Raw genomic sequence first — 26335 nt, 5'->3', positions numbered from 1 at the left:
CGGGGTCGCAGGTCTCTCCAAAAGGCATTGTGAGCCCAGGGCTTAAAATCCCAAGTCTCCATGCCTGCAGTCTCATTCCAATCGGTCTCCAAGACCTTCTCCACCCCCCGCGGGCCCTTCCAGGCCTTGAACGATGTCAGCTTCGACATCGAAGAAGGGGAATTCTTCGGCCTGCTCGGCCCCAACGGCGCGGGCAAGACCACCTTGATCAGCATTCTGGCGGGCTTGGCGCGTGCCAGCTCGGGCCGGGTGCTGGTACAGGGGGCGGACGTGCAGGCCGACTACGCCGAAGCCCGGCGCCGCCTGGGCATCGTGCCCCAGGAGCTGGTGTTTGATCCGTTCTTCTCGGTGCGTGAGTCGCTGAAGATCCAGTCGGGCTATTTCGGTGTGAAGAACAACGACGCCTGGATCGATGAGCTGCTGGAGAGCCTGGGGTTGGCCGACAAGGCCAAGTCCAACATGCGCCAACTCTCAGGCGGCATGAAGCGCCGTGTGCTGGTGGCCCAGGCTCTGGTGCACCGCCCCCCCATCATCGTGCTCGACGAGCCCACGGCCGGGGTCGACGTCGAATTGCGCCAGACCCTGTGGCAGTTCATCGCCCGTCTCAACAAACAGGGCCACACCGTGCTGCTGACCACCCATTACCTCGACGAGGCTGAAGCCTTGTGCGGACGCCTGGCCATGCTCAAGCAGGGGCAGGTGGTGGCGCTGGAGCGCACCTCGGAGCTGCTGAGCCGTGCTTCGGGCAATGTGCTGCGCTTCAAGGTGGATGGCGAGCTGCCGGCCTCCTTGCAGGCGCAGGCCCGGGTCACCGGGCGCATCGTCCAACTGGCCGTGCACGATGCGGCCGACATCGAACGCAGCCTGGCCCTGGTGCGTGAGTCGGGCCTCGTGGTCGAAGACATCGAGGTGCGCAAGGCCGACCTGGAGGATGTGTTCATCAGCGTCATGGCGGGCAGCCGCCAGGCCGGGCAAGAGGTGGCAGCATGAACGGCTGGCAAACCCTGCTTTACAAGGAAGTGCTGCGTTTCTGGAAGGTCAGTTTCCAGACCGTGGCCGCCCCGGTGCTCACGGCGGTGCTGTACCTGATGGTGTTTGGGCACGTGCTCGACGAGCGCGTCCAGGTGCATGAAGGGGTGTCGTACACCGCCTTCCTGATCCCGGGGCTGGTGATGATGAGCGTGCTGCAGAATGCCTTTGCCAACAGCTCTTCCTCGCTGATCCAGAGCAAGATCATGGGCAACCTGGTGTTTCTGCTGCTCACGCCGCTGTCGCACCGGGCCTGGTTCGTGGCTTATGTCGGCTCCTCGATGGTGCGTGGCCTGGTGGTGGGGCTGGGCGTGCTCGTGGTGACCTCGCTGTTTGCCGTGCCGGGCTTTGTGGCGCCGGGCTGGATCCTCGTGTTTGCGGCGCTTGGCGCCTCGATGCTGGGTGCGCTGGGCCTGATCGCCGGCCTGTGGGCCGAAAAGTTCGATCAGATGGCGGCCTTCCAGAACTTCGTGATCATGCCCATGACCTTTTTGTCGGGCGTGTTCTATTCGATCCATTCGCTGCCGCCGTTCTGGCAGCAGGTCAGCCACCTGAACCCGTTTTTCTACATGATCGACGGCTTCCGTTACGGCTTCTTCGGGGTCAGTGATGTGTCGCCCTGGCTCAGCCTGGCCCTGGTGGGCAGTGCTTGGCTGGTCGTTTGTGGCATTGCGCTGCACCTGTTGCGCACTGGTTACAAGATTCGCAGCTGAACCGCGTTCCGGCGACCCGCGCCTTCGGGCCGTCCGGGTCGTTGTCTCCAACCCATTTGCCCCGCACCATGACTTCTGACGATCTTCAAACCCTCATTGCCGCCGGCCTGAACTGTGAACACCTCGTTGTCGAGGGCGATGGCCGCCATTGGTATGCCACCATCGTGTCGGCCGAATTCGAGGGCAAGCGCGCGATCCAGCGCCATCAGCGGGTGTATGCCACGCTCGGTGAGAAAATACGCACTGATGAGGTCCATGCCTTGTCGATGAAGACCTTCACGCCCGCGGAGTGGGCTGCCCAGCCGCGTTGAGCCTCGGCTGCCGCCACCGGCACCCCGGAGCGACCTTCACGCCTTCTGACCCTTTCAATCCCTGATGGACAAACTCCTCATCCGTGGCGGCCGTTCCCTGAATGGTGAAGCCCTTGTATCCGGCGCCAAGAACGCGGCTCTGCCCGAGCTGTGTGCCGCCCTGCTGACCGAGGAGCCTGTCACCCTGGACAACGTGCCCCGCCTGCAGGACGTGGCCACCATGCTCAAGCTGATCCGCCACATGGGGGTGCAGGCCGAGCAGGGCGAGGAGGGCACCGTGCGCCTGGATGCCTCCGCCCTCACGCTGCCCGAGGCACCTTACGAACTAGTCAAGACCATGCGAGCCTCGGTGCTGGCACTGGGCCCTTTGCTTGCCCGTTTCGGTCGTGCCCGGGTGTCCTTGCCCGGCGGCTGCGCGATTGGTTCGCGCCCGGTGGACCAGCACATCAAGGGCCTGCAGGCCATGGGGGCCGAGATCCAGGTCGAGCATGGCTACATGGTGGCCAGCCTGCCTGCGGGGCAGACCCGGCTGAAGGGCGCTCGCATCACCACCGACATGGTGACCGTCACCGGCACCGAGAACTTCCTCATGGCCGCCAGCCTGGCCGACGGGGAGACGGTGCTTGAAAACGCCGCCCAGGAGCCCGAAATCCAGGACCTGGCCGAGATGCTGATCGCCATGGGCGCCCGCATCGAAGGCCACGGCAGCAGCCGCATCACCATCCAGGGCGTGCCGCGCCTGCACGGCGCACGCCATGCGGTGGTGGCCGATCGCATCGAGGCCGGTACGTTTTTGTGCGCCGTGGCGGCCACGGGCGGCGACGTGTTCCTGCGCCATGGCCGGGCCGAACACCTCGAGGCAGTGATCGAGAAGCTGATCCAGGCCGGGGCCACGGTCACGGCACACGAGGGTGGCATCCGCATCCAGGCCCCCGGACCGGCCGCCAGCTACTGCAAGGCGCAGAGCTTTCGCACCACCGAATACCCAGGCTTTCCGACCGACATGCAGGCCCAGTTCATGGCGCTCAACTGCGTCTCGGGCGGTGTGTCGACGGTGACCGAGACGATTTTTGAGAACCGCTTCATGCACGTGGACGAACTGGTCCGCCTGGGCGCCCGCATCCAGACCGATGGCAAGCTGGCGATCATCGAGGGCGTGCCGCGCCTGTCCGGCGCCCAGGTCATGGCCACCGACCTGCGCGCCTCGGCCAGCCTGGTGATCGCCGGCCTGGTGGCCGAAGGCGAGACCGTGGTGGACCGCATCTACCACCTGGACCGTGGCTACGATCGCATGGAAGAAAAATTGCGCGGCCTGGGTGCCGACATCGAACGAATCCGCTGACCCCGGGAAAGACCAGACACATGATTACGCTCGCCCTCTCCAAAGGCCGCATCTTTGACGAAACCCTGCCGCTGCTGGCAGCCGCCGGCATCGAGGTCACTGAAGACCCCGAAAAATCGCGCAAGCTCATCTTGCCCACCAACCAGCCCGATGTGCGTGTGGTGCTGGTGCGCGCCACCGATGTGCCCACCTATGTGGAGTACGGTGGCGCCGACCTGGGCGTGACCGGCAAGGACACCCTCATCGAGCATGGCGGCCAGGGCCTGTACCAGCCGCTGGACCTGCGCATCGCGCGCTGCCGCATGAGTGTGGCCGTGCGGGCCGATTTCGATTACGCGGGCGTCGTCAAGCAGGGCTCGCGCCTGCGTGTGGCCACCAAGTACACCTCGATCGCCCGTGATTTCTTTGCCACCAAGGGCGTGCACGTCGATCTGATCAAGCTCTACGGCAGCATGGAGCTGGCACCGCTAACGGGCCTGGCCGACGCCATCGTCGACCTGGTGTCCACCGGCAGCACGCTCAAGGCCAACCACCTGGTGGAGGTGGAGCGCATCATGGACATCAGCTCGCGTCTGGTGGTGAACCAGGCCGCGCTCAAGCTCAAGCAAGCCCCCATCCGCCGCATCATCGACGCCTTTGCCGGCGCCGTGAAAGCCGACTGACCCCTTGAAGAAGAACCCCTCGTCCCGGAGCCCCTCGCCATGACCCTGCAAGCCGCCCCCCTTCGCCTGTCGACCGAATCGGCCACCTTCGAGGCCGACTTCAAGGCCCGCTTGCACTGGTCTGCCGACACCGACGCGGCCATCGAGCAGCGCGTGGCCGACATCCTGGCCGACGTGCAGCAGCGCGGGGATGCCGCCGTGATCGAGTACACCCAGCGCTTTGACGGCCTGAGTGTGGCGAGCATGGCCGCCCTGGAGCTGACCCAGGCTGAACTGAAGGCCGCTTTCGACGGCCTGCCCGAAGTCCAGCGCCAGGCGCTGGAGCAGGCGGCACGTCGCGTGCGCAGCTACCACGAGGCGCAGAAGAAGGCCTCGGGCGAGAGCTGGAGCTACCGTGACGAGGATGGCACCCTGCTGGGCCAGAAGGTCACGCCGCTGGACCGCGTGGGCATCTATGTGCCCGGCGGCAAGGCCGCCTACCCGTCCAGCGTGTTGATGAATGCGATCCCGGCCCATGTGGCCGGGGTGGGCGAGATCATCATGGTGGTGCCCACGCCCAAGGGCGAGAAGAACCCCCTGGTGCTGGCGGCCGCCTATGTGGCCGGCGTGAGCCGGGCCTTCACCATCGGGGGCGCCCAGGCTGTGGCAGCCCTGGCCTACGGCACGGCCACGGTGCCCAAGGTCGACAAGATCACCGGCCCGGGCAATGCCTATGTGGCCAGCGCCAAGAAGCGGGTGTTCGGCACCGTGGGCATCGACATGATTGCCGGTCCCAGCGAGATCCTGGTGCTGGCCGACGGCAGCACGCCGGCCGACTGGGTGGCGATGGACCTGTTCAGCCAGGCCGAGCACGACGAGTTGGCGCAAGGCATCCTGCTGTGCCCTGACGCCTCCTACATCGAGGCGGTGCAGCGCGAGATCGATCGCCTGCTGCCCACCATGCCGCGGGCCGCGATCATTGCCAAGTCGCTGAGCGACCGGGGCGCCCTGATCCAGACCCGCAGCATGGAAGAGGCCTGCGCCATCAGCAACCGCATCGCGCCCGAGCACCTGGAGGTCTCCAGCAACGACCCGCACCGCTGGGAGCCCTTGCTCAAGCATGCTGGTGCGATCTTCCTGGGCGCCTTCACCAGCGAGTCGCTGGGCGACTACTGCGCCGGGCCGAACCACGTGCTGCCCACCAGTGGCACGGCACGCTTCAGCTCGCCGCTGGGCGTGTATGACTTCCAGAAGCGCAGCAGCCTGATCGAGGTGAGCGAAGCCGGTGCCCAGACCCTGGGCCTGATCGCGGCCGAGCTGGCCTATGGCGAAGGTCTGCAGGCCCACGCCCAGGCCGCCGAGATGCGCCTCAAAACCCCCCGAGCCTGACCCCATGACTGCCACCACGCCCACCCTCGTTCGCGCCCTGTCCAACATCCGTCAGGACGTGCAGTCCATGCATGCCTATGCGGTGCAGGACGCGCGCGGTCAGCTCAAGCTGGATGCCATGGAGAACCCCTTCAGCCTGCCCGCGCCGCTGCAGGCCGCCCTGGGGCAGCGCCTGGGCAGCCTGGCCATCAACCGGTACCCGGGCGAGCGCGTGAACGACCTCAAGGACGCGCTGGCCCGCCACGTGGGCCTGCCCGAGGGGCACGCCCTGATGCTGGGCAACGGCTCGGACGAACTGATCTCACTGCTGGCGCTGGCCTGTGACGTGCCGGGGGCGACCATCCTGGCGCCCTTGCCGGGCTTCGTCATGTACGCCATGAGCGCCCAGTTGCAGGGCCTGCGTTTTGTCGGCGTGCCGCTGACGGCCGATTTCGAACTCGATGAAGCCGCCATGCTGGCAGCCATTGCCGAGCACCGACCGGCCATCACCTACCTGGCCTACCCCAACAACCCCACGGCCAACCTCTGGAGCGCTGAAACCATCCGTCGGCTGATTGCTGCGGTGGGTGAGCAGGGCGGCCTGGTGGTCATGGACGAGGCCTACCAACCGTTTGCCAGCCACAGCTGGCTCAGCGAGATCGTGGCCCACCCCGAGGCCAACGCCCACGTGCTGCTGATGCGCACCCTGAGCAAGTTCGGGCTGGCCGGCATCCGCCTGGGTTACATGCTGGGGCGCTCCGAGCTGATCGCGGAAATCGACAAGGTTCGGCCGCCCTACAACATCAGCGTGCTCAACTGCGAGTGCGCCCTGTTCGCGCTGGAGCATGCCGAGGTCTTTGCCGAGCAGGCGGCCACGTTGCGCCGCGAGCGCGGCCTGTTGCTGTCGGCCTTGCGTGCCTTGCCCGGCGTGCGGGCCTGGGACAGCGATGCCAACATGATCCTGGTGCGGGTGCCCGACGCGGGCAAAACCTTCGAAGGCATGCGGTCCCTCGGCGTGCTGATCAAGAACGTTTCTAAAATGCATCCTTTGCTGGCCAACTGCCTGCGCCTGACGGTCGGCTCCGCCGACGACAACGCACGCATGCTGTCGGCTTTCCAGGCCTCCTTATGACCTCCTCCGCACTTGTTCCTGCCTCCTCCTGCGAGCGCATCGCCGAAGTCACCCGCAACACCGCCGAGACGCGCATCCGTGCGCGCGTCAACCTGGACGGTTCGGGTCTGTCCAAGCTCAACACCGGCATCGGCTTTTTTGACCACATGCTCGACCAGATCGCCCGCCATGGGCTGATCGACCTCGACATCGATTGCGGTGGCGATCTGCACATCGACGGCCACCACACCGTCGAAGACGTGGGCATCACCCTGGGGCAGGCCTTTGCCCGTGCCGTGGGCGACAAGAAGGGCATCCGCAGATACGGCCATGCCTATGTGCCCCTGGATGAGGCCTTGTCGCGCGTGGTGGTCGACTTCTCAGGCCGGCCCGGTCTGCACATGGATGTGAAGTTCACCAGTGGCATGATCGGTGCTTTCGATACGCAACTGGCATTCGAGTTTTTCCAGGGCTTTGTCAACCATGCCGGCGTGACCCTGCACATCGACAACCTCAAGGGTGTCAACGCCCATCACCAGTGCGAAACCATCTTCAAGGCCTTTGCCCGGGCGGTGCGCTCGGCCCTTGAGCTGGACCCGCGCTCGGCAGGTGTGATCCCGTCCACCAAGGGTTCGCTCTGATGTGATGACCCGGCTGCAGGCACACACTGCCGCGGCCATCTCCTTGTCAAAGAAATTGAGTCATGAATCCAGTCGCTAATACCGTGGCCGTGGTCGACTACGGCATGGGCAATCTCCGCTCGGTGTCGCAGGCCGTCCAGGCTGCGGCCGACCGTGCGGGCGTGAAGGTGATCATCACCTCGCGCCCCGAAGAGGTGCGCGCTGCCACCCGCGTGGTGCTGCCCGGACAGGGCGCCATGCCCGACTGCATGCGCGAGCTGCGCGAATCGGGCCTGCTGGAGTCCGTGCTGGAGGCGGCCGCCACCAAGCCGCTGTTCGGCGTGTGTGTGGGCATGCAGATGCTGCTCGACCACAGCGCCGAGGGCGACACGCCTGGCCTGGGGCTGATCCACGGTGAAGTGGTCAAATTCGACCTGGCCGGGCGCCTGCAACCCGATGGCAGCCGCTTCAAGGTGCCCCAGATGGGCTGGAACCAGGTGGCCCAGACCCAGCCCCACGTGTTGTGGGCCGACGTGCCTGACAACAGTTATTTCTATTTCGTGCACAGTTTCTATGCGCGTCCGTCCGACGGGCGCCACAGTGTGGGCGAAGCGGACTACGGCGGGCGCTTTACCGCAGCCATTGCCCGCGATAATATTTTTGCAACCCAGTTCCACCCCGAAAAGAGCGCAAGCCACGGCCTGACGCTCTACCACAACTTCCTTCACTGGAATCCCTGACCTTTCCGCTGCACCATTCGCTGCTCACAGCACCATGCAACTCATTCCCGCGATCGATCTCAAAGACGGCCACTGCGTGCGCCTCAAGCAAGGTGACATGGACCAGGCCACCACCTTTGGTGAAGACCCTGCCGCCATGGCCCTGAACTGGGTCAACAAGGGCGCCCGCCGCCTCCACCTGGTCGACCTCAATGGCGCCTTTGCCGGCAAGCCCCAGAATTATTCGGCCATCAAGTCCATCCTCAAGGCCGTGGGCGACGACATTCCGGTGCAACTGGGTGGCGGCATCCGCGATCTGGACACCATCGAGAAATACATCGACGGCGGTCTGCGCTACGTGATCATCGGCACAGCGGCGGTCAAGAACCCCGGCTTCCTGAAAGACGCCTGCACGGCTTTTGGCGGCCACATCATCGTGGGTCTGGACGCCAAGGACGGCAAGGTGGCCACCGATGGCTGGAGCAAGCTCACCGGCCACGAAGTGGTTGACCTGGCCAAGAAGTTCGAAGATTGGGGCGTCGAATCCATCATCTACACCGACATCGGTCGCGATGGCATGCTCTCCGGCATCAACATCGACGCCACCGTCAAGCTGGCTCAGGCCCTGACCATTCCGGTCATTGCTTCGGGTGGTCTGTCCAACATGGCCGACATCGAGCAGTTGTGCGCGGTCGAGGACGAAGGCGTTGAAGGCGTGATCTGTGGTCGGGCCATCTACTCGGGTGACCTTGACTTTGCCGCCGCCCAGGCGCGTGCCGACGAACTGAACGGGCGCGGCTGATGCTGGCCAAGCGCATCATCCCCTGTCTGGACGTGACCGGTGGTCGGGTCGTCAAAGGCGTCAATTTCGTCGAACTGCGCGATGCGGGCGATCCGGTTGAAATCGCAGCCCGCTACAACGAGCAAGGCGCCGACGAACTGACCTTTCTGGACATCACCGCCACCAGTGATGGTCGCGATCTGATTCTGCACATCATCGAGGCCGTGGCCTCCCAGGTGTTCATTCCGCTCACTGTGGGGGGGGGAGTGCGCACGGTGGAAGATGTGCGCCGCCTGCTCAACGCGGGCGCCGACAAGACCAGCTTCAACTCGGCGGCCATTGCCAACCCGCAGGTCATCAGCGACGCCTCGGCCCGCTACGGCGCGCAGTGCATCGTGGTGGCCATCGATGCCAAGCGCCGCCATGGTGACGACCTGCTGGCGCGTGGCGAGGGCTGGGATGTCTACAGCCATGGCGGGCGCAAGAACACCGGTCTGGATGCCGTGGCCTGGGCCAGCGAAATGGCCCGACGCGGTGCGGGCGAGATCCTGCTCACCAGCATGGACCGTGATGGCACCAAGGCGGGTTTCGACCTGGCTCTCACCCGTGCCGTCGCCGATGCGGTCAGCGTGCCCGTCATCGCCTCGGGTGGCGTGGGTAACCTCGATCACCTGGCCGATGGTGTGCAGCAGGGCGGCGCCGATGCGGTGCTCGCGGCCAGCATCTTCCATTATGGTGAATACACGGTCGCCCAGGCCAAGGCGCGCATGGCTGAGCGCGGCATTCCCGTGCGCCTCTGAGCGCTGCCTGCCGCCACAGCCACCCGCCCACCGCCCGCACCCGGGGGTGGGCATTTCCAAATCACCGACAATGGACCCCATGAACTGGTTAGATGAAGTCAAATGGGATGCCCAGGGCCTGGTGCCCGTGATCGCCCAGGAGCAAGGCAGCAACGATGTGCTGATGTTTGCCTGGATGAACCGCGAAGCCCTGCAGAAGACGGCTGAGCTGGGTCGGGCGGTGTATTACAGCCGCTCGCGTCAGCGTCTGTGGTTCAAGGGCGAAGAGTCAGGCCATGTGCAGACCGTGCATGACATCCGCCTGGATTGCGACAACGATGTGGTGCTGCTGAAGGTCACGCAGCAAGGGCATGAACCCGGCATTGCCTGCCACACCGGGCGTCACAGCTGTTTCTTCCAACAGTACGATGCCGACAAGGCGGGCTGGACGGCAGTTGATCCGGTGCTGAAAGACCCTGAATCCATTTACAAGTGACGTGCGTACCCATGAGTTCCAATGATTCCCTGGCCCGTCTGGCCGCGGTGATTGAAAGCCGCAAACCCGCCCATGGCGGCGACCCGGACAAAAGCTATGTGGCACGCCTGCTGCACAAGGGGCCTGATGCGTTCCTGAAAAAGATCGGCGAAGAGGCGACCGAGACGGTCATGGCCGCTAAGGACGCAGACCACGGTGGTGACCGCAGCAAGATCGTCTACGAAGTGGCCGATCTGTGGTTTCACTCGATGATCGCGCTGGCGCACTATGGCTTGTCGCCGTTGGATGTGATTGCCGAGCTGGAGCGCCGTGAAGGCACCAGCGGCATTGAGGAAAAGGCGCTGCGCAAGGTGCAGTCCCGTGAGGCTGGTCAGGTCTGAGCCTGGCGGTCGGGCCGTGCCCTCGGGCCGGCCCTGACAATGAATGTGTTCTGGCTCTCGGCCAAACAGGCTGGAGAGTTGATTTTTGGGGCGGTTGCCGTGTTGCCTGGTGTCAAACCAGGTAGCCGGTGCCTCCCGGCAACCCATGGAGTGCTCGGATGTCGGTGGATGCCAATTGTATTTTCTGCAAGATCGTTGCGGGTCAGATCCCGTCGCGCAAGGTTTTCGAGGATGAAGACCTGTTTGCGTTTCATGACATTGCGCCCTGGGCGCCTGTGCATTTTTTGATCATCCCGAAGTTGCACATTCCGTCGATGGCCCATGTGGGCGCGGAACATGCTTCTTTGCTTGGCAAGATCATGACGCTGGCACCCAAGCTGGCCTTGGAGCAGGGCTGCAACCCTTATCCTCAGGGCGGGTTCCGCATCGTGACCAACACGGGTGCCGAGGGTGGGCAGGAGGTGCATCATCTCCATGTCCATGTCATGGGTGGTCCGCGGCCTTGGCTGCGGGGGTGATACTTGAGCCCCTGCGCCCGGCGGGCGGCCATCGGCGTCTAAAATCCAGTCAATTCTTCAGGAGAAATCCATGGGTTCGTTTTCTATTTGGCACTGGTTGATCGTGCTGTTGATCGTGGTGATGGTGTTCGGCACCAAGAAGCTCAAGAACATCGGCTCTGATCTGGGTGGTGCTGTGAAGGGCTTCAAGGATGGCATGAAGGAGGGTGGCACTTCCGATGCAGCCCAGCCCGCCTCCGCCGCTCCGGCCGCCCAAGTGGCCCAAGGCGCTGCCGAGAAGACCACGATCGACGTTGAAGCCAAGACCAAGTCCTGAGTTTCAAGTGCTTGCCCGGGGCTGTTCCCGGACCTTCCGGCGGGCTGTTTCAGCCCCTGCCGGCCTTGGGCGCTAGCGCTTTTTAATGGACAGATCCCTTCATGATTGACCTTGGCATTTCCAAAATGGCGCTGATCGGCGCGGTGGCTTTGATCGTCATCGGCCCCGAGAAGCTGCCGCGCGTGGCGCGCACTGTGGGCACGCTGCTGGGCAAGGCCCAGCGTTATGTGAACGACGTCAAGGCCGAGGTCAACCGTTCGATGGAGCTCGACGAGCTTCGCAAGATGAAGGACACCGTCGAGAGCGCTGCGCGCGATGTGGAGAGTTCGATCCACACCAGCACGCGTGAGTTCGAGGAAAGCTGGCGTGAAACCACCGATGCCGCTCTGGAGAGCTCGGTAGAGCCTGCGGCTCCGGTGTACCGGCATCCCGGCAAGAACTGGCGCCTCAAGCGGGGTGCCACGCCGCAGTGGTACAAGGCGCGCAGCGGCGTGCGTACCAAGGCCTTGTCAGGGGCAGCCCGGGTGGCCCGGTACCGGCCGCGCAAGTTCAATTGATCCCGTGCCGGCACACCTGACCGGTGCATTCAATCTTCTGCTCGGCCCGCTTCCCGGTCCGGGAGTCCTTCTCCCCATCACCACCCACCATGTCCGAATCCCCCCAACAAGATGACGAGCTGGCTGGCACCGAGCAGCCCTTTGTGCAGCACCTGATGGAGTTGCGCGATCGCCTGGTGCGCGCCCTGATCGCTGTCGGTGTGGTTGCGCTGGCGCTGGCCTTCTACCCCGGTGCCGGCGAGCTGTACGACCTGCTGGCGGCGCCGCTGGTGGCCTATCTGCCCAAGGGCGCCACCCTGATCGCCACCAACGTGGTGTCGCCATTCGTGGTGCCGATCAAGATCCTGTTCATGGCGGCCTTTCTGATCGCGCTGCCCTATGTGCTCTACCAGGTCTGGGCCTTTGTGGCGCCGGGGCTGTACTCACACGAGAAGAAGCTGGTCTTGCCCCTGGTCATCTCCAGCACGGTGTTGTTTCTGGTGGGGGTGGCTTTTTGCTACTTCTTCGTGTTCGGCAAGGTGTTTTCCTTCATCCAGAGCTTTGCTCCGAAGTCGATCACGGCCGCGCCTGACATCGAGGAGTACTTGAGCTTTGTGCTGGGCATGTTCCTGGCCTTCGGTCTGGCCTTCGAGGTGCCCGTGGCGGTGATTCTGCTGGTTCGCATGGGGGTGGTCACTACCGCGCAATTGCGCCAGTACCGCGGCTACTTCTGGGTTGCCGCTGCCGTGGGCACGGCCTTGGTGACGCCGCCGGATGCGGGTTCGATGTTGATTCTGCTCGGCGTGGTCGGTGGTCTTTACGAGGTGGGCATTCTGGCGGCGCAGGCTTTTGTGCGGGCCACCAAGGCGCCGGAGTCCGAAGACGAAGCGGCTGCCTCCGGGGGCACGTGATCCGAGGCCGCGTTGGCGGTCGGTAGCCAGTCAATGAACAGGGGCCGATAGAGGCCCCTTTCTTTTTGTCGGGCCGTATCGGCAATCAGCCTGGGGATTCAGCGCCGGGCCGTGGGGTGGGCCTTGGGGCGCACACCGGGGGTCACCTCGGCTTGCAGCGTTTTGCCCTGGCGCAGCAGGCTGAAAGGCGCCGCCTGCCCTGGCGTGAGGCCCGAGACGCGGGAGAGCAGTTCAGGCACGCTGTGCACGGCCTGGCCGGCCACCTGGACGATCACATCGCCAGGCCGGATGCCAGCCTGGGCTGCGGGCCCGTTTTGCAGCACGCCGGTGATGATCACGCCCGGCACAGGTTGGATGCCGAAGGTCTCGGCCAACTCGGCTGACAGCTCGTTGGGCTCCACCCCGATCCAGCCCCGCGTGACACGCCCGTCCTTGACGATGCTGTCGAGCACCTGGCGTGCGGTGGAGACGGGAATGGCAAAGCCGATGCCCATGCTGCCGCCGGAGCGCGAGTAGATGGCGGTGTTGATGCCCAGCAGATTGCCGTTCACATCGACAAGCGCACCACCCGAGTTGCCGGGGTTGATGGCGGCATCGGTCTGGATGAAGTTCTCGAAGGTGTTGATGCCCAGTTGATTGCGTCCCAGAGCGCTCACGATGCCGCCGGTCACGGTCTGCCCGACGCCAAAGGGGTTGCCGATGGCCAGCACCTGGTCGCCGACCTGCAGCGTGTCGGAATTGCCCAGCACGATCGCTGGCAGCCTGTCGACGTCGATCTTCAACACCGCCAGGTCGGTGTCGGGGTCGGTACCGATCACCCGGGCCTGCGTGGTGCGGCTGTCGTTGAGGGTGACCTCGATCTCGTCGGCTGATTCGACCACGTGGTTGTTGGTCAGGATGTAGCCCTCGGCGCTGACGATCACACCACTGCCCAGTCCACTCTGTTGCTGGGGCGCGCCCTGGTTACCGAAAAAGAACTGATGCCAGGGGTCGCTGTTGCGAGGCTGCCGGCTGATCTTGCTGGTGTTGATGCTGACCACCGCCGGCGAGGCCTTGCGGGCGGCGCCACTGAGGCTGCCAGGCGGTGTGCTGCCAGCCGGGGCGGGTGGGGCCTCCAGCAAGGCGACGCCCATGCCGCCCAAGCGCGGGGCGTTTCGGTTCACCCACTGGGGTTGGAGTGTGGCCACCACAAAATAGGCGGCCAGCACCACGGTGACGGTTTGGGAAAAGAGCTGCCAGATGCGCTTCATGAACGGGGTTTGGTGGGTGTCGACCGGGGGCCGCCAGATCAAATCGGTGTGGGAGGGGCCCGGTTTGGCCGGTGGTGGTAGAGGGCTATTGTCACTCAAGCGGTGGGTGGCAGGCGGGGCTGCAACTGAGACAATCCGGGGTATGAGCACTGACCGACACACCTTGCTGCAGGCCTGCGACGCCTTGCTGCAGCCCGAGCGTTTCAAGGACTATGGCCCCAATGGCCTGCAGGTGGAGGGGCGCCAGGAGGTGCGGCGGCTGGTGTCCGGGGTCACGGCCAGCCTGGCCCTCATCGAGGCCGCCATTGCCGCGGGCGCAGACGCCATCCTGGTGCACCACGGTCTGTTCTGGCGTGGGCAGGACGGCCGGGTCACGGGTTGGATGAAGCAGCGACTGCAGCGGCTGCTGGCGCATGACATCAGCCTGCTCGCCTACCATCTGCCACTGGATGCCCACCCGGAGTGGGGCAACAACGCCCAACTGGGGCGGGTGCTGGGTTTTGAGGGGGGTGCCCCTTGCTTCGGTGAGCAGAATCTGGGGTGGATGGCGCCGCTGGAGGGGCTGGATGTGCCCGCCCTGGCTCAGCGGGTGGAAGCCGCGCTGGGGCGCTCCGTGACCTCGGTGCCGGGCGATGGTCGCGCGTTGAGGCGGGTGGCCTGGTGCACCGGTGGAGCGCAGGGCTATTTCGAGGCCGCCATTGCCGCCGGGGCCGATGCCTTCATCACCGGTGAGATCTCCGAGCCGCAGGCCCATTACGCACGCGAGATGGGGGTCGCCTACCTGGCGGCTGGCCACCATGCGACCGAGCGCTATGGTGCCCCGGCGCTGGCTGGGGAAGTGGCCCGACAGCTGGGCGTTCCGCACGAGTTCATCGACATTGACAACCCCGCCTGAAAGACGTTTACATATGTCTGACTTCCTCCGTTCCGCAGGCTCCGGCGCTGCCTCTGGCCCCTGGCTGGCCCTGACGCAGGGCGACCCGGCCGGTATCGGCCCCGAGACCATCGTGAAGGCGTTCTGGAGCGAGCCCGAGCTCATGGCGGGCGTGTTGGTGGTGGGGCAGCCCGAGGTACTGCGCCGTGCTGCCCGCGTGGTGCAGCAGGCGCAGGGTGGTGGGTCATTGCCGCTGCCGGTGGCGGTGCTCACCGAGCCTGCCGATCTGGCCTCGTGCCCACCGCGCTGCCTGCCCGTTCTGGATCCTGGTACGGCCATGCCGAATGGTCTGCCGCAGTGGGGTCGGGTCAGCGCCCAGGCAGGGCGTCAGGCGGCCGACGCGGTGCTGTGGGCTGCGAGGGCGGCGTTGCGTGGGCAGGTGGCCGCGTTGGTGACCGCTCCGCTGCACAAAGAGGCGCTGCATGCTGCCGGGGTGGCGTTTCCAGGGCATACGGAGCTTTTGCAGGCCGAGGCTGCGGCACACGCCGGGGTGGGCCTGGAGGCCATGCCGGTTCGCATGATGCTGGCCAACCAGGAGTTGCGGACGGTGCTGGTGAGCATTCATGTGTCGCTGCGCCAGGCCATTGAGGCCGTGACCTACGACAATGTGTTGGACACCTTGCGCATCACCCAGGAATCATTGCTGCGCGTGCTGGGGCGGCCTCCCAGGATCGCGGTGGCGGGCTTGAACCCGCATGCGGGGGAGGGGGGGCTGTTCGGGCGTGAGGAGCTGGACATCATCGAGCCCGCCGTGCAGGCGGCTCGGGCCCTGGGGGCGCAGGTGACGGGGCCGGTGGCACCCGACACGGTGTACATGCGCGCCCGGCGAGGCGAATTTGATGTGGTGGTGGCGATGTACCACGATCAAGGCTTGATACCGGTCAAGTACCTGGGGGTGGAAGAGGGGGTGAACGTGACGCTGGGCCTGCCCCTGGTGCGCACCAGCCCCGATCATGGCACGGCGTTCGACATTGCCGGCACGGGGCGGGCCGACCCGGCCAGCCTGATCGAGGCGCTGCGCATGGCCAGGCGCCTGATCCACGCCTGAGTGGATTGCTCTGCGCGGTGCCACTCCATAGAGCCGGGGCGGTGCCGCCCCGTTGAGGTGGGGCCTTGAGCCTGGCTTACTTGCGCAGGCTGTCGCGAATTTCGCGCAGCAACACAATATCTTCGGCCGGCGCGGCGGGGGCGGCTTCAACCGGCGCTTCGGCCGGTGTTTCTCGCTTGAGGCGGTTGATTTGTTTGACCATCATGAAAATGATGAAAGCCAGGATCACGAAATTCACCGCCACGGTGATGAAATGCCCATAGGCAAACACCGGCACACCGGCTTTCTTGAGGCCTTCCAGTGTGTCGGCTGTGCCTGCCGGGATTTGACCTAGAGCAATATAGAGATTCGAAAAATCCAGTTTGCCAAACACCAGCCCCACCACCGGCATGATCAGATCGGCCACCACGGAGTCGACGATCTTTCCGAAGGCGCCGCCGATGATCACGCCGACGGCCAGGTCAATCACATTGCCTTTGATGGCGAATTCTTTGAATTCCTTGACGATGCTCATGGAAAGTTTCCTTTGTTTGCTTTGTGTGAATGTTTTTGCCGTGATCGGCCGAGTATCAATTCTGCACAGTCTTTACGATAAGCAGGGGGTAATCCAAGGGTTTGCCCTGATTTCTCGGTATTTATGCACATTCGCAGGGGCCGGGCACTCGGGAAAAGCGCGTTGAATTTACAAGAGGCCCTCCGGTACAATCGGCGGTTGACCCAAATAAGCGATGTTCATCGAGGAACAACCCCATGAGTGACACCCCAGTCGACACCCAGCGGATCGACTCCAGCAAGAGGACGTGGCTGATCGCCTCAACCTGTGCTGGTGCTGTGGGCGGCGTTGCAACCGCCGTTCCCTTCGTGAGTACTTTGTCTCCTTCCGAAAAGGCCAAGGCGGCGGGTGCTGCTGTGGAGGTGGATATTTCCAACCTCAAGCCCGGCGAGAAGATGACGGCCGAGTGGCGGGGCAAGCCCGTGTGGATCGTGAAGCGCACGCCAGAGATGGTGGCTGAGCTTCCCAAGCTCGATGGCCAGTTGGCCGACCCCAAGTCGGAACGGCATCCGGACGAGTTCACGCCCGAATACGCGCGCAACACCACCCGCTCGATCAAGCCCGAAGTGCTGGTGGTGGTGGGCATCTGCACCCACCTTGGCTGCTCACCGTCTGACAAGTTCACCCCGGGTCCGCAGCCTTCGCTGCCCGACAACTGGGAGGGCGGTTTCCTGTGCCCTTGCCACGGCTCCACCTTTGACCTGGCCGGGCGTGTGTTCAAGAACAAGCCGGCGCCGGACAACCTGCCGGTGCCTCCCCACATGTACCTGTCCGATACGCGCCTGCTGATCGGTGAAGACAAGAAGGCTTGAGGGAACACATCATGGCTGAATACAAGGAAATCTCCCCCAACGCTTCGGCTGGCGAAAAGCTGCTGAACTGGGTGGACAACCGCTTCCCCGCGTCCAAGCTGTACAAGGAGCACCTCTCCGAGTACTACGCACCCAAGAACTTCAACTTCTGGTACTTCTTTGGCTCGCTGGCCATGTTGGTGCTGGTGATCCAGATCGTGACCGGCATTTTCCTGGTCATGCATTACAAGCCGGATGCGACACTGGCGTTTGCCTCTGTCGAGTACATCATGCGTGATGTGCCCTGGGGCTGGCTGGTGCGCTACATGCACTCCACCGGTGCGTCGGCATTCTTCATCGTGGTCTACCTCCACATGTTCCGCGGGCTGCTGTATGGGTCTTACCGCAAGCCGCGTGAACTGGTCTGGATCTTCGGTTGCGCCATCTTCCTGTGCCTGATGGCCGAGGCCTTCATGGGCTATCTGCTGCCCTGGGGCCAGATGTCGTACTGGGGTGCTCAGGTGATCGTGAACCTGTTCTCCGCCATTCCTTTCGTCGGTCCCGATCTGGCTCTGCTGATCCGCGGTGACTATGTGGTGTCCGATGCCACGCTGAACCGCTTCTTCAGCTTCCACGTGATCGCCGTGCCGCTGGTGCTGCTGGGCCTGGTGGCTGCACACATCATCGCCTTGCACGAAGTGGGTTCGAACAACCCTGATGGCGTTGAAATCAAGGGCCCCAAGGCGCCGCGTGATGCCAATGGTCACCCTTTGGATGGCATTCCGTTCCATCCGTACTACACCGTTCACGACATCCTGGGCGTGAGCGTGTTCCTGATGGTGTTCACGGCGGTGATCTTCTTCGCCCCCGAAGCCGGCGGGTACTTCCTGGAGTACAACAACTTCATCCCGGCCGATCCGTTCAAGACGCCGAACCACATCGCTCCGGTCTGGTACTTCACGCCCTTCTATTCGATGCTGCGTGCCATCACGGGTGAGATGATGTACGCGCTGATCGCATGTGTGGCCGCCGGTGCTTTCTTCGGCGCCGTCAAGTCCAAGCTGCCGGGCTTCCTGAAGGCTGGCGTCGTTGGGGCTGCTGTGGTGGTCATCGCCCTGATGCTCTCCATCGATGCCAAGTTCTGGGGCGTGGTGGTCATGGGTGGTGCTGTGGTCATCCTGTTCTTCCTGCCCTGGCTGGATCAGAGCCCGGTGAAGTCCATCCGCTACCGTCCGAGCTGGCACAAGTACCTGTACGCCGTCTTTGTGGTGGTGTTCGTGGTGCTGGCCTACCTGGGTGTCCAGCCGCCGTCGCCGATTGGTGAGCGTGTGTCCCAAGTGGGTACCCTGTTCTACTTTGGCTTCTTCCTGCTGATGCCCTGGTGGAGTCAGATCGGTGAAACCAAGCCGGTTCCTGATCGCGTGACCTTTGCTGCCCATTGATTTGCTGGAGAGAAAAACAATGAAAAAGCTTGCAAACCTGGGTTTCGCCCGTCACCTGATCGTCGGTCTGGCCATGGCTGTGGGCCTGGTGGCCGGCGTCCAGGCCAACGAAGGTGGTGTGGCATGGGACAAGGCGCCCAACAAGACCAATGATCTGGCTGCCCTGCAAAATGGCGCCAAGATCTTCGTCAACTACTGCCTGAACTGCCACTCGGCCGCTTTCATGCGCTTCAACCGCCTGAAGGACATCGGCCTGACTGAGCAGCAGATCAAGGACAACCTTCTGTTCACGACCGAAAAGGTCGGCGACACCATGAAGGCTGCGATTGATCCGAAGCAGGCCAAGGAATGGTTCGGTGCCAACCCACCCGACCTGACTGTGATTGCCCGGTCGCGTGCCGGTCATGGTGGCACGGGGGCTGACTACCTCTACACCTACATGCGCACGTTCTACCGTGACGAGTCCAAGGCCACGGGCTGGAACAACCTGGTCTTCCCGAGCGTTGGCATGCCGCACGTGCTCTGGGAACTGCAGGGGGCACGCCGTCCGGTGTACGAAGAAACCGAAGAGCATGGCCACAAGGTTGAGGTGTTCAAGGGCTGGGAGCAGCTGACTCCGGGTACCATGACGCCCCTGCAATATGATCAGGCTGTGGGGGATCTCGTGGCCTACCTGCAGTGGATGGGTGAGCCAGCGCAAAATACGCGCGTCCGGGTGGGCGTGGGTGTTTTGATCTTCCTGGCTTTCTTTACCTTGATCGCCTGGCGTCTGAACGCTGCTTACTGGAAAGACGTCAAGTAATTCCGTCACCTGCCTGATCGACTGCGTCGATCAGGCCCGCAGAGTGGGTCCGCCTTGGGCGCCCCACTCTTTTTGATTTTGAGGAGCCGTTACCATGATGGTGTTGTACTCGGGGACCACGTGTCCCTTTTCCCACCGCTGCCGCTTTGTCTTGTTTGAAAAAGGCATGGACTTCGAGATTCGCGACGTGGATCTCTACAACAAGCCAGAAGACATCAACGTGATGAACCCGTACGGTCAGGTGCCTATCCTGGTCGAACGTGATCTGATCCTGTACGAATCGAACATCATCAATGAGTACATCGATGAGCGCTTCCCGCACCCTCAACTGATGCCTGGCGACCCGGTGGACCGTGCACGCGTCCGTCTGTTCCTGCTGAACTTCGAGAAGGAACTGTTCGTGCACGTGAGCGCTCTGGAATCGCGTCTGACCAAGGGCAATGAAAAGGCCTTGGAAAAGGCACGGGCCCACATCCGTGACCGTCTCACCCAACTCGCGCCGGTGTTCTTGAAGAACAAGTACATGTTGGGCGAGAACTTCTCCATGCTGGATGTGGCCATTGCGCCGCTGCTGTGGCGCCTGGATTACTACGGCATCGAACTGAGCAAGAACGCCGCACCGCTGCTCAAGTACGCTGAGCGCATTTTCTCGCGCCCGGCCTACATCGAAGCACTCACGCCGTCCGAAAAGGTCATGCGCAAGTAAGCATCCCGTTTGCGAAAGAACGCCATGAATGCCCAGGAGTCTCCATCCACCCGTCCTTACCTGATCCGAGCGCTGTACGAGTGGTGCACGGACAACGGGTTCACGCCTTATGTGGCTGTTGCCGTGGATGAGTCCGTGCAGGTGCCGCGTGAGTTCGTCAAGGATGGCGAGATTGTGCTCAACGTCAGCTACGACGCCACGAGCGGTCTCAACATCGGCAATGATTTCCTCGCATTCAAGGCGCGTTTCGGTGGCGTGCCGCGTGAAATCCTGGTGCCGATCGAACGCGTGATGGCCATCTATGCCCGTGAAAATGGTCAGGGCATGGCTTTCCCGGTCAGCGATGCGGTGGCTGAGTCCAAGGCCGAGGCCAAGCCTGTGCTGTCCGAAGCGTCGTCTGAGGATCGCGTGGTGCAACTGGTGTCGGTGGAGGATGCTTCGACACCGTCTGCCGATACGCCGCCCGAGCCGCCCAAGCCCACTTCGCCTGCCGGTGCAAGGCCGGCATTGAAGCGAATTAAGTAGGCGTTTTTCATTTGTCCCCGGGTTTCTGGCAGTTAGAATCCTGCCCGTACCCTCCGGGGTCAGCCGGTTTAGCTCAGTTGGTAGAGCACCCGCCTTGTAAGCGGTAGGTCGTCAGTTCGAATCCGACAACCGGCACCATCTTCTTCTTTGTTGCCCAGTCCATTCAACGGTTCGCTGTTTGAACCTTGAGGCGGATTGCGGTAACCTCCCACCCCCGACTTCTCAAATGCGCCTGCAAGGCAGGCAGCAGTTGTTTGAGCTTGGCCGCAGCCGCGTTGGACTCCACCAGCAGGCACCAGGTCGGCCCATCGATGGGACCGGCTTTGATGGCCGATCTGAGCAAGGGCGGGATCAGGGGTTCGACAGCCTTCAGGCGCAAAGACGAATCCCGCACCAATTCTGACAGTCGAGCCAGCGTGGGTGACTCCATGGACGCCTGGGCGAGGGTCACTGCTTGATGTCGACGGTTCATGTGGGGACCTGGTTTGCTGGAGAGGTACTGAATTGCAACTGATTATCACGGATGCCTGGTTGGCCAAGAGCAGGGCCTTGCACCTCAGTGGCTGGCATTTGCTGGTGGCAACGCTGCTGGCTTCCTTGGCCTTGATGCTGTTTGCCGCAGGGCTATACCACTGGGTCTTTCTCAAGGGCGCTCGTGAAGGTTGGCCCGTCATCGGTTCGGTGGTCAAGCTGATTGTGAAGGACGAGAACGAGCAACGCGACCGCTACCTGCGCGAGAACCTGGACGTCATGGCCCGTCGGGTCGGCGAAATGCAGGCCAGGATGATGCAGTTGGAATCCTTGGGGGAGCGCGTGTCCGGTCTTGCCGGTGTGAGTGCAGACCTGAAGACGACGCCCGGTCGGGGCGGTGCCTTGGTGGCTGCTCGTCCCATGTCCTTTGAAGAGCTGCAGGCCACGCTCGATGATCTTGAGCGCGTTGCCGACCAGCGGGTTGACCTCATGACGGTGATTGAATCCCGGCTGTTCGACCAGAAGATCCGCAAGATGATGGTGCCAACCCAGACCCCTGTGCCGGGGCGCCCATTGGGCTCGGGCTTCGGCTGGCGCATCGATCCGATCACCGGCAGCTCGGCCTTGCACACAGGTCAGGACTACCAGGCCGATGTGGGCACACCGATCCTGGCTGCAGCCGGCGGTGTGGTGGTCACCCAGGCCTACCACCCCGAGTATGGCCAGATGATCGAGATCGATCATGGAAACGACCTGGTCACCCGCTATGCCCATGCCTCCAAGGTGTTTGTTCACAAGGGCGATCTGATCAAGCGTGGCCAGCGCATCGCCGAGGTGGGCACCACCGGGCGCTCCACCGGCCCCCACCTGCATTTCGAATTGTTGGTGCAAGGGGTTCCCCAGGATCCGAACCGCTTTCTGCGTGCTGGATCGGGGGCCGCAGCCACGTTGGCGGACCGGCGTGGCGCTGTCACGGCGCAGTAGAGGCCAAAAGGTAGAATCTCGTTCTTGTGCCGGTATTCTGGCTTGGTGCGTTGTTGCACGCACGCTTGCAATCCAGGAAGTCGGCTCCACCTGAATCCAGCATTGTTTTAGGGATTTTGGTCGTTCTGTCATGGCGCACAGCAGGCAGAACGGTCTTGTTTTCATGGCCACTAATTTCCTCACCAAAATTTTCGGCAGCCGCAACGATCGGCTTCTGCGTCAGTACCGCAAGACGGTGGATCGCATCAACGCGATGGAGCCTGAGTACGAAAAGTTGTCGGACGAGGCACTGCGGGCCAAGACTGATGAATTCCGTGAACGGGTGAGCAAGGGAGAAAGCCTTGACGCCATCCTGCCCGAGGCGTTTGCAGTGGTCCGTGAAGGCTCCAAGCGGGTCATGCGCATGCGCCACTTCGATGTGCAGTTGTTGGGCGGCATGGCCCTGCACAACGGCAAGATCGCTGAAATGCGCACCGGTGAAGGCAAGACACTGACGGCGACATTGGCGGTCTACCTCAATGCGTTGTCCGGCAAGGGCGTGCATGTGGTCACGGTCAACGACTACCTGGCAGGGCGGGACGCAGCCAACATGGGGCGCCTCTACAACTTCCTGGGCATGACCGTGGGGGTCAACCTGCCGCAGATGCCGCGTGCTGAAAAGCAGGCGGCCTACGGTGCCGACATCACTTACGGCACCAACAACGAATATGGCTTTGACTACCTGCGTGACAACATGGTCTACGAGACCACGGATCGCGTGCAGCGTGGCCTCAACTACGCCATCGTGGACGAGGTGGACTCGATCCTGATCGACGAGGCGCGCACGCCATTGATCATCAGCGGTCAGGCCGACGATCACACGGCCCAGTACATCGCGATCAACCGCGTGGTGCCTTTGCTGGTCCGCCAGGAAGGCGAGGCCGATCCTCGCACTGGCGAGGGCGTGACCAAGCCGGGGGACTTCACGGTCGACGAGAAGACCCATCAGGTGGTGTTGACCGAGCAGGGCCATGAGAACGCCGAGCGCATTCTCTACAGCGCCGGTCTGCTGCCCGAGGGGGCATCGCTGTACGACCCGGCCAACATCTCGCTGATGCACCACCTGTATGCAGCGTTGCGGGCCAACCATCTCTACCACCGTGACCAGCACTATGTGGTGCAAGACGGTGAGATCGTGATCGTCGACGAGTTCACCGGTCGCCTGATGTCGGGCCGCCGCTGGAGCGATGGCCTGCACCAGGCTGTCGAAGCCAAGGAAGGCGTGGCCATCCAGGCTGAGAACCAGACCCTGGCGTCGATCACCTTCCAGAACTACTTCCGCCTGTACAGCAAGCTGTCCGGCATGACGGGTACGGCCGACACAGAGGCCTATGAGTTCCAGGAGATCTACGGCCTGGAGACCACGGTCATTCCGCCGAACAAGCCCAGCCGTCGCGATGATCAACTCGACCGTGTCTACAAGACCACCAAGGAAAAGTACGACGCCGCCGTCAAGGACATTCGAGACTGTTATGAGCGCGGCCAGCCCGTGCTGGTGGGCACCACCTCGATCGAGAACTCCGAGCTGATCTCCCAGTTGCTGGATCGTGAGAAGCTGCCTCACCAGGTGCTCAACGCCAAGCAGCACGCCCGTGAGGCCGACATCGTGGCCCAGGCTGGCCGCGCCAAGATGATCACCATCGCCACCAACATGGCGGGTCGGGGTACCGACATCGTGCTGGGCGGCAACATCGAGAAGGCCCTGGCCGAGGTGGAGGCCGATGAGTCGCTGGATGCGGCTCAGCGCGAGCAGAAGATCGCACAGGTGCGCGAGGCCTGGCAGCGCGACCACGAGGCCGTCAAGCAGCAGGGTGGTTTGCGCATCATCGCCACCGAGCGCCATGAATCGCGCCGCATTGACAACCAGTTGCGCGGCCGTTCGGGCCGCCAGGGTGACCCGGGCTCTTCGCGCTTCTACCTGAGCCTGGACGACCAGCTGATGCGCATCTTCGCGGGCGACCGTGTCAAGGCGATCATGGACCGCCTGAAGATGCCTGAAGGTGAGGCCATTGAAGCCGGCATCGTCACGCGCAGCATCGAGTCGGCCCAGCGCAAGGTGGAGGCCCGCAACTTCGACATCCGCAAGCAATTGCTGGAGTACGACGATGTGTCCAATGACCAGCGCAAGGTGATCTACCAGCAGCGCAACGACATTCTGGATGCCGGCAACCTGGACGCTCAGATCGCCAGCCTGCGCGAAGGCTGTTTTGACGACCTGGTCCGTGCCTATGTGCCGGCCGAGTCGGTGGAAGAGCAGTGGAACCTGCCGGGCCTGCAACGCGTCCTGAAAGATGAATGGCAGATCGACATCGATCTGCAGGCCCTGGTCGAGAAATCCAGCGCCATCACCGACGACGACATCCTCGAAGCTGTCCAGAAGGCGGCCACCGAGGTGTTCCAGGCCAAGGTCGATGTGGTGGGCGGCGAGAGCTTCACCCAGTTCGAGCGTGTGGTGCTGCTGCAGACCATCGATAGCCATTGGCGCGAACACCTCAGCTCTCTGGACCACCTGCGCCAAGGCATTCACCTGCGTGGCTATGCCCAGAAGCAGCCCAAGCAGGAATACAAGCGCGAGGCTTTCGAACTGTTCGGTCAGATGCTGGACTCGGTCAAGAACGAGGTCACCCGCCTGCTGATGACGGTGCGCCTGCAATCTGACGACCAGGTCGGTGAAGCCGCCCAGGCGCTGGAAGCCCGTGCCGAGCACATCTCCAACGTGACCTACACCGCCCCCACCGAGACCGGCGAGGTCGAGACAGTGGCGGATCAGTCGGGTGCGCCTTTGCCCGCCGAGGCCCTGCTGCGTGTGGGGCGCAACGATCCTTGCCCTTGCGGCAGTGGCAAGAAATTCAAGCAGTGTCACGGCAAACTGGCCTGAGCCCTGCACACTCCTGACACGGGCCACGGCCCGTGTTGTTCATTCGGGGCCCGCTGGCGCATGGCACGCCGCCGCCGGCAAGGGCCTTTTTTTTGAAAGTCGACCATGCCTGTTCATCTTTCTGCTCCGCTTCCTCAAGAGATTTTTCCGGTTCCCGGCGTGCGCATCGGCGTGGCCGAGGCTGGTGTGCGCAAGGCCAACCGCAAGGACCTGACGGTCTTTTTGCTCGACGAAGGCACCAGCGTGGCCGGTGTGTTCACCCAGAACCGCTTTTGCGCAGCGCCTGTGCAGGTCAGCCGCGAGCACCTCAACCGTGGTGCCGGCGTGCGCGCCATGGTGATCAACACGGGCAATGCCAACGCCGGCACGGGGGAAGATGGTCTGGTGCGTGCCCGCGCCACCTGCATCGCCCTGGCGCGCCAACTCACCTTGTCGCCCGAACAGATCCTGCCGTTTTCGACCGGCGTGATCATGGAGCCCCTGCCGGTGGACCGCATCGAGGCCGGTCTGCCCGCCGCATTGGCCGATGCCCGTGAAGACCACTGGGCGCGTGCCGCCGAGGGCATCATGACCACGGACACCGTGCCCAAGGCCTTCAGCCGCCGCATCACGCTGTCGGGCGTGCCGGTGACGATCTCCGGTATCAGCAAGGGGGCCGGCATGATCCGCCCCAACATGGCCACCATGCTGGGCTTTCTGGCCACCGATGCGGCGCTGGATCCGGCCTTGCTGCAAGGCCTGGTGCGGGATCTGGCCGAAGGCTCGTTCAACCGCGTGACCATTGACGGCGACACCTCCACCAACGACTCCTTCGTGTTGATGGCCACCCACAAGGCGGGCAACCCGGTTATCCAGTCGCTCGATTCGGGTGACGGGGCGTTGCTCAAGGCTGCCTTGCTGGAGGTGGCACAGAAGCTGGCCCAGGCCATCGTGCGCGACGGGGAAGGCGCCACTAAGTTCATCACCGTGCGTGTCGAAGGTGGCAAGACCGCCGAGGAGTGCCGCCTGGTGGCCTACGCCATCGCCCACTCGCCCCTGGTCAAGACGGCCTTCTATGCCAGTGACCCGAACCTGGGCCGCATCCTGGCCGCAGTGGGCTATGCAGGCATTGCCGACCTGGATCAGACCGGCATCGACCTCTACCTGGACGACGTGCACGTGGCGGTGCAGGGGGGGCGCAATCCGGCCTACCGTGAGGAGGATGGTCAAAGGGTGATGAAGCAAAGCGAAATCACCGTGCGCGTGGTGCTGGGCCGTGGCACGGCAGCAGACACCGTGTGGACTTGCGATCTGAGCCACGATTACGTGAGCATCAACGCCGATTACCGGTCCTGAGCCACA

Annotated in this window: 30 protein-coding genes and 1 tRNA gene; 28 read left to right on the top strand and 3 right to left on the bottom strand. The window is 63.4% G+C overall.

All coding sequences use genetic code 11. The annotated features are described in order from the left end of the window. The first annotated feature begins 60 nt into the window (after positions 1-60). From L880_RS0127870 to tatC, 17 genes are all read left to right on the top strand, one after another. On the top strand, positions 61-990 hold the full coding sequence (locus L880_RS0127870) for an ABC transporter ATP-binding protein (RefSeq protein WP_027478383.1): 930 nt from the start codon (positions 61-63) through the stop codon (positions 988-990). Next, positions 987-1742, top strand: coding sequence for an ABC transporter permease (locus L880_RS0127865; protein ID WP_027478382.1), 756 nt, complete (start codon positions 987-989; stop codon positions 1740-1742). The genes L880_RS0127870 and L880_RS0127865 overlap by 4 nt, the downstream gene beginning before the upstream one ends. A gap of 68 nt (positions 1743-1810) precedes the next feature. Then, on the top strand, positions 1811-2053 hold the full coding sequence (locus tag L880_RS0127860; RefSeq protein ID WP_019576137.1) for a BolA family protein: 243 nt from the start codon (positions 1811-1813) through the stop codon (positions 2051-2053). Between the two features lie 64 nt (positions 2054-2117). Then, positions 2118-3395 (top strand): UDP-N-acetylglucosamine 1-carboxyvinyltransferase, encoded by a 1278-nt coding sequence (murA, locus tag L880_RS0127855; protein ID WP_027478381.1) that lies wholly within the window; start codon positions 2118-2120, stop codon positions 3393-3395. Positions 3396-3415: 20 nt separating this feature from the next. After that, the gene (gene hisG / locus L880_RS0127850; RefSeq protein ID WP_019576135.1) at positions 3416-4057 is read left to right on the top strand and encodes an ATP phosphoribosyltransferase; all 642 of its coding nucleotides are present in this window, start codon (positions 3416-3418) and stop codon (positions 4055-4057) included. A gap of 39 nt (positions 4058-4096) precedes the next feature. Continuing rightward, the gene (gene hisD / locus L880_RS0127845) at positions 4097-5425 is read left to right on the top strand and encodes a histidinol dehydrogenase (RefSeq protein WP_027478380.1); all 1329 of its coding nucleotides are present in this window, start codon (positions 4097-4099) and stop codon (positions 5423-5425) included. A gap of 4 nt (positions 5426-5429) precedes the next feature. Then, positions 5430-6536 carry a histidinol-phosphate transaminase gene (gene hisC / locus L880_RS0127840; protein WP_027478379.1) on the top strand — a complete coding sequence of 369 codons (1107 nt, stop codon included), beginning with the start codon at positions 5430-5432 and terminating at the stop codon, positions 6534-6536. Continuing rightward, a complete protein-coding gene (hisB, locus tag L880_RS0127835; protein ID WP_027478378.1) occupies positions 6533-7156 on the top strand; it encodes an imidazoleglycerol-phosphate dehydratase HisB in 624 nt (207 codons plus the stop codon). The genes hisC and hisB overlap by 4 nt, the downstream gene beginning before the upstream one ends. A 62-nt stretch (positions 7157-7218) precedes the next feature. Continuing rightward, positions 7219-7875 carry an imidazole glycerol phosphate synthase subunit HisH gene (gene hisH / locus L880_RS0127830; RefSeq protein WP_027478377.1) on the top strand — a complete coding sequence of 219 codons (657 nt, stop codon included), beginning with the start codon at positions 7219-7221 and terminating at the stop codon, positions 7873-7875. Between the two features lie 34 nt (positions 7876-7909). Next, positions 7910-8656: a 1-(5-phosphoribosyl)-5-[(5-phosphoribosylamino)methylideneamino]imidazole-4-carboxamide isomerase gene (hisA, locus tag L880_RS0127825; RefSeq protein WP_027478376.1), complete on the top strand. Its 747-nt coding sequence runs from the start codon at positions 7910-7912 to the stop codon at positions 8654-8656. Next, positions 8656-9435, top strand: coding sequence for an imidazole glycerol phosphate synthase subunit HisF (hisF, locus tag L880_RS0127820; RefSeq protein ID WP_019576129.1), 780 nt, complete (start codon positions 8656-8658; stop codon positions 9433-9435). The genes hisA and hisF overlap by 1 nt, the downstream gene beginning before the upstream one ends. A gap of 70 nt (positions 9436-9505) precedes the next feature. Further along, positions 9506-9910, top strand: coding sequence for a phosphoribosyl-AMP cyclohydrolase (gene hisI / locus L880_RS0127815; RefSeq protein ID WP_211245365.1), 405 nt, complete (start codon positions 9506-9508; stop codon positions 9908-9910). Positions 9911-9921: 11 nt separating this feature from the next. Then, positions 9922-10290: a phosphoribosyl-ATP diphosphatase gene (locus tag L880_RS0127810; RefSeq protein WP_019576127.1), complete on the top strand. Its 369-nt coding sequence runs from the start codon at positions 9922-9924 to the stop codon at positions 10288-10290. 158 nt (positions 10291-10448) lie between these two features. After that, positions 10449-10808 (top strand): histidine triad nucleotide-binding protein, encoded by a 360-nt coding sequence (locus L880_RS0127805; RefSeq protein WP_027478374.1) that lies wholly within the window; start codon positions 10449-10451, stop codon positions 10806-10808. 70 nt (positions 10809-10878) lie between these two features. Continuing rightward, a complete protein-coding gene (tatA, locus tag L880_RS0127800) occupies positions 10879-11124 on the top strand; it encodes a Sec-independent protein translocase subunit TatA (protein WP_027478373.1) in 246 nt (81 codons plus the stop codon). A 101-nt stretch (positions 11125-11225) separates the two neighbouring features. Next, a complete protein-coding gene (tatB, locus tag L880_RS0127795) occupies positions 11226-11681 on the top strand; it encodes a Sec-independent protein translocase protein TatB (RefSeq protein ID WP_027478372.1) in 456 nt (151 codons plus the stop codon). 89 nt (positions 11682-11770) lie between these two features. After that, a complete protein-coding gene (tatC, locus tag L880_RS0127790) occupies positions 11771-12571 on the top strand; it encodes a twin-arginine translocase subunit TatC (RefSeq protein ID WP_027478371.1) in 801 nt (266 codons plus the stop codon). Between the two features lie 98 nt (positions 12572-12669). Here tatC and L880_RS0127785 read toward each other — a convergent pair whose 3' ends face one another. Continuing rightward, on the bottom strand, positions 12670-13821 hold the full coding sequence (locus L880_RS0127785; RefSeq protein ID WP_027478370.1) for a S1C family serine protease: 1152 nt from the start codon (positions 13819-13821) through the stop codon (positions 12670-12672). A 142-nt stretch (positions 13822-13963) separates the two neighbouring features. Here L880_RS0127785 and L880_RS0127780 point away from each other — a divergent pair, with 142 nt between their 5' ends. Continuing rightward, on the top strand, positions 13964-14716 hold the full coding sequence (locus tag L880_RS0127780; protein ID WP_043330824.1) for a Nif3-like dinuclear metal center hexameric protein: 753 nt from the start codon (positions 13964-13966) through the stop codon (positions 14714-14716). Positions 14717-14729: 13 nt separating this feature from the next. Then, complete coding sequence (gene pdxA / locus L880_RS0127775) at positions 14730-15803, top strand: 4-hydroxythreonine-4-phosphate dehydrogenase PdxA (protein WP_051443636.1); 1074 nt, start codon at positions 14730-14732, stop codon at positions 15801-15803. Between the two features lie 76 nt (positions 15804-15879). Here pdxA and mscL read toward each other — a convergent pair whose 3' ends face one another. Then, positions 15880-16317 carry a large conductance mechanosensitive channel protein MscL gene (mscL, locus tag L880_RS0127770; protein WP_019576119.1) on the bottom strand — a complete coding sequence of 146 codons (438 nt, stop codon included), beginning with the start codon at positions 16315-16317 and terminating at the stop codon, positions 15880-15882. A gap of 236 nt (positions 16318-16553) precedes the next feature. Between mscL and petA the strand changes: the two genes are divergently transcribed. The 6 genes from petA (at position 16554) to L880_RS0127740 (ending at position 20760) form a co-directional block, all read left to right on the top strand. Beyond that, positions 16554-17168 carry a ubiquinol-cytochrome c reductase iron-sulfur subunit gene (gene petA, locus L880_RS0127765; RefSeq protein ID WP_027478367.1) on the top strand — a complete coding sequence of 205 codons (615 nt, stop codon included), beginning with the start codon at positions 16554-16556 and terminating at the stop codon, positions 17166-17168. Between the two features lie 11 nt (positions 17169-17179). Continuing rightward, the gene (locus L880_RS0127760; RefSeq protein ID WP_027478366.1) at positions 17180-18589 is read left to right on the top strand and encodes a cytochrome b; all 1410 of its coding nucleotides are present in this window, start codon (positions 17180-17182) and stop codon (positions 18587-18589) included. A 19-nt stretch (positions 18590-18608) separates the two neighbouring features. Beyond that, positions 18609-19391 carry a cytochrome c1 gene (locus L880_RS0127755; RefSeq protein WP_027478365.1) on the top strand — a complete coding sequence of 261 codons (783 nt, stop codon included), beginning with the start codon at positions 18609-18611 and terminating at the stop codon, positions 19389-19391. A gap of 94 nt (positions 19392-19485) precedes the next feature. Further along, the gene (locus L880_RS0127750) at positions 19486-20097 is read left to right on the top strand and encodes a glutathione S-transferase N-terminal domain-containing protein (protein WP_019576115.1); all 612 of its coding nucleotides are present in this window, start codon (positions 19486-19488) and stop codon (positions 20095-20097) included. Between the two features lie 24 nt (positions 20098-20121). Further along, positions 20122-20622 (top strand): ClpXP protease specificity-enhancing factor, encoded by a 501-nt coding sequence (locus L880_RS0127745; RefSeq protein ID WP_027478364.1) that lies wholly within the window; start codon positions 20122-20124, stop codon positions 20620-20622. A 62-nt stretch (positions 20623-20684) separates the two neighbouring features. Further along, positions 20685-20760: transfer RNA gene (locus L880_RS0127740), tRNA-Thr, on the top strand. A gap of 25 nt (positions 20761-20785) precedes the next feature. Here L880_RS0127740 and L880_RS0127735 read toward each other — a convergent pair. Next, complete coding sequence (locus L880_RS0127735; RefSeq protein WP_027478363.1) at positions 20786-21094, bottom strand: hypothetical protein; 309 nt, start codon at positions 21092-21094, stop codon at positions 20786-20788. A 32-nt stretch (positions 21095-21126) separates the two neighbouring features. Between L880_RS0127735 and L880_RS0127730 the strand changes: the two genes are divergently transcribed. The 3 genes from L880_RS0127730 (at position 21127) to argJ (ending at position 26329) form a co-directional block, all read left to right on the top strand. Next, positions 21127-22077: a M23 family metallopeptidase gene (locus tag L880_RS0127730; protein WP_027478362.1), complete on the top strand. Its 951-nt coding sequence runs from the start codon at positions 21127-21129 to the stop codon at positions 22075-22077. A 163-nt stretch (positions 22078-22240) separates the two neighbouring features. Further along, entirely contained in the window at positions 22241-24994 is a 2754-nt protein-coding gene (gene secA / locus L880_RS0127725) for a preprotein translocase subunit SecA (protein ID WP_027478361.1), read from the top strand. A gap of 105 nt (positions 24995-25099) precedes the next feature. Next, entirely contained in the window at positions 25100-26329 is a 1230-nt protein-coding gene (gene argJ, locus L880_RS0127720) for a bifunctional glutamate N-acetyltransferase/amino-acid acetyltransferase ArgJ (protein WP_027478360.1), read from the top strand. Positions 26330-26335 lie beyond the last annotated feature (6 nt).

Source organism: Curvibacter gracilis ATCC BAA-807 (assembly GCF_000518645.1).
Lineage (GTDB): Bacteria > Pseudomonadota > Gammaproteobacteria > Burkholderiales > Burkholderiaceae_C > Curvibacter > Curvibacter gracilis.
Note: the sequence above shows the minus strand (reverse complement) of the source record. Positions and strands in the feature narration are given on the sequence as shown.

Coding starts and splice junctions, on each gene's coding strand:
- L880_RS0127810 (WP_019576127.1), top strand. CDS start 9,922: ATGAGTTCCAATGATTCCCTGGCCCGTCTGGCCGCGGTGATTGAAAGC.
- hisH (WP_027478377.1), top strand. CDS start 7,219: ATGAATCCAGTCGCTAATACCGTGGCCGTGGTCGACTACGGCATGGGC.
- L880_RS0127870 (WP_027478383.1), top strand. CDS start 61: ATGCCTGCAGTCTCATTCCAATCGGTCTCCAAGACCTTCTCCACCCCC.
- argJ (WP_027478360.1), top strand. CDS start 25,100: ATGCCTGTTCATCTTTCTGCTCCGCTTCCTCAAGAGATTTTTCCGGTT.
- L880_RS0127805 (WP_027478374.1), top strand. CDS start 10,449: ATGTCGGTGGATGCCAATTGTATTTTCTGCAAGATCGTTGCGGGTCAG.
- L880_RS0127760 (WP_027478366.1), top strand. CDS start 17,180: ATGGCTGAATACAAGGAAATCTCCCCCAACGCTTCGGCTGGCGAAAAG.
- hisF (WP_019576129.1), top strand. CDS start 8,656: ATGCTGGCCAAGCGCATCATCCCCTGTCTGGACGTGACCGGTGGTCGG.
- L880_RS0127750 (WP_019576115.1), top strand. CDS start 19,486: ATGATGGTGTTGTACTCGGGGACCACGTGTCCCTTTTCCCACCGCTGC.
- pdxA (WP_051443636.1), top strand. CDS start 14,730: ATGTCTGACTTCCTCCGTTCCGCAGGCTCCGGCGCTGCCTCTGGCCCC.
- L880_RS0127745 (WP_027478364.1), top strand. CDS start 20,122: ATGAATGCCCAGGAGTCTCCATCCACCCGTCCTTACCTGATCCGAGCG.
- L880_RS0127785 (WP_027478370.1), bottom strand. CDS start 13,821: ATGAAGCGCATCTGGCAGCTCTTTTCCCAAACCGTCACCGTGGTGCTG.
- L880_RS0127780 (WP_043330824.1), top strand. CDS start 13,964: ATGAGCACTGACCGACACACCTTGCTGCAGGCCTGCGACGCCTTGCTG.
- hisC (WP_027478379.1), top strand. CDS start 5,430: ATGACTGCCACCACGCCCACCCTCGTTCGCGCCCTGTCCAACATCCGT.
- mscL (WP_019576119.1), bottom strand. CDS start 16,317: ATGAGCATCGTCAAGGAATTCAAAGAATTCGCCATCAAAGGCAATGTG.
- hisG (WP_019576135.1), top strand. CDS start 3,416: ATGATTACGCTCGCCCTCTCCAAAGGCCGCATCTTTGACGAAACCCTG.
- tatB (WP_027478372.1), top strand. CDS start 11,226: ATGATTGACCTTGGCATTTCCAAAATGGCGCTGATCGGCGCGGTGGCT.
- hisB (WP_027478378.1), top strand. CDS start 6,533: ATGACCTCCTCCGCACTTGTTCCTGCCTCCTCCTGCGAGCGCATCGCC.
- tatA (WP_027478373.1), top strand. CDS start 10,879: ATGGGTTCGTTTTCTATTTGGCACTGGTTGATCGTGCTGTTGATCGTG.
- hisI (WP_211245365.1), top strand. CDS start 9,506: ATGGACCCCATGAACTGGTTAGATGAAGTCAAATGGGATGCCCAGGGC.
- hisA (WP_027478376.1), top strand. CDS start 7,910: ATGCAACTCATTCCCGCGATCGATCTCAAAGACGGCCACTGCGTGCGC.
- L880_RS0127735 (WP_027478363.1), bottom strand. CDS start 21,094: ATGAACCGTCGACATCAAGCAGTGACCCTCGCCCAGGCGTCCATGGAG.
- tatC (WP_027478371.1), top strand. CDS start 11,771: ATGTCCGAATCCCCCCAACAAGATGACGAGCTGGCTGGCACCGAGCAG.
- murA (WP_027478381.1), top strand. CDS start 2,118: ATGGACAAACTCCTCATCCGTGGCGGCCGTTCCCTGAATGGTGAAGCC.
- L880_RS0127860 (WP_019576137.1), top strand. CDS start 1,811: ATGACTTCTGACGATCTTCAAACCCTCATTGCCGCCGGCCTGAACTGT.
- L880_RS0127865 (WP_027478382.1), top strand. CDS start 987: ATGAACGGCTGGCAAACCCTGCTTTACAAGGAAGTGCTGCGTTTCTGG.
- petA (WP_027478367.1), top strand. CDS start 16,554: ATGAGTGACACCCCAGTCGACACCCAGCGGATCGACTCCAGCAAGAGG.
- L880_RS0127755 (WP_027478365.1), top strand. CDS start 18,609: ATGAAAAAGCTTGCAAACCTGGGTTTCGCCCGTCACCTGATCGTCGGT.
- secA (WP_027478361.1), top strand. CDS start 22,241: ATGGCCACTAATTTCCTCACCAAAATTTTCGGCAGCCGCAACGATCGG.
- hisD (WP_027478380.1), top strand. CDS start 4,097: ATGACCCTGCAAGCCGCCCCCCTTCGCCTGTCGACCGAATCGGCCACC.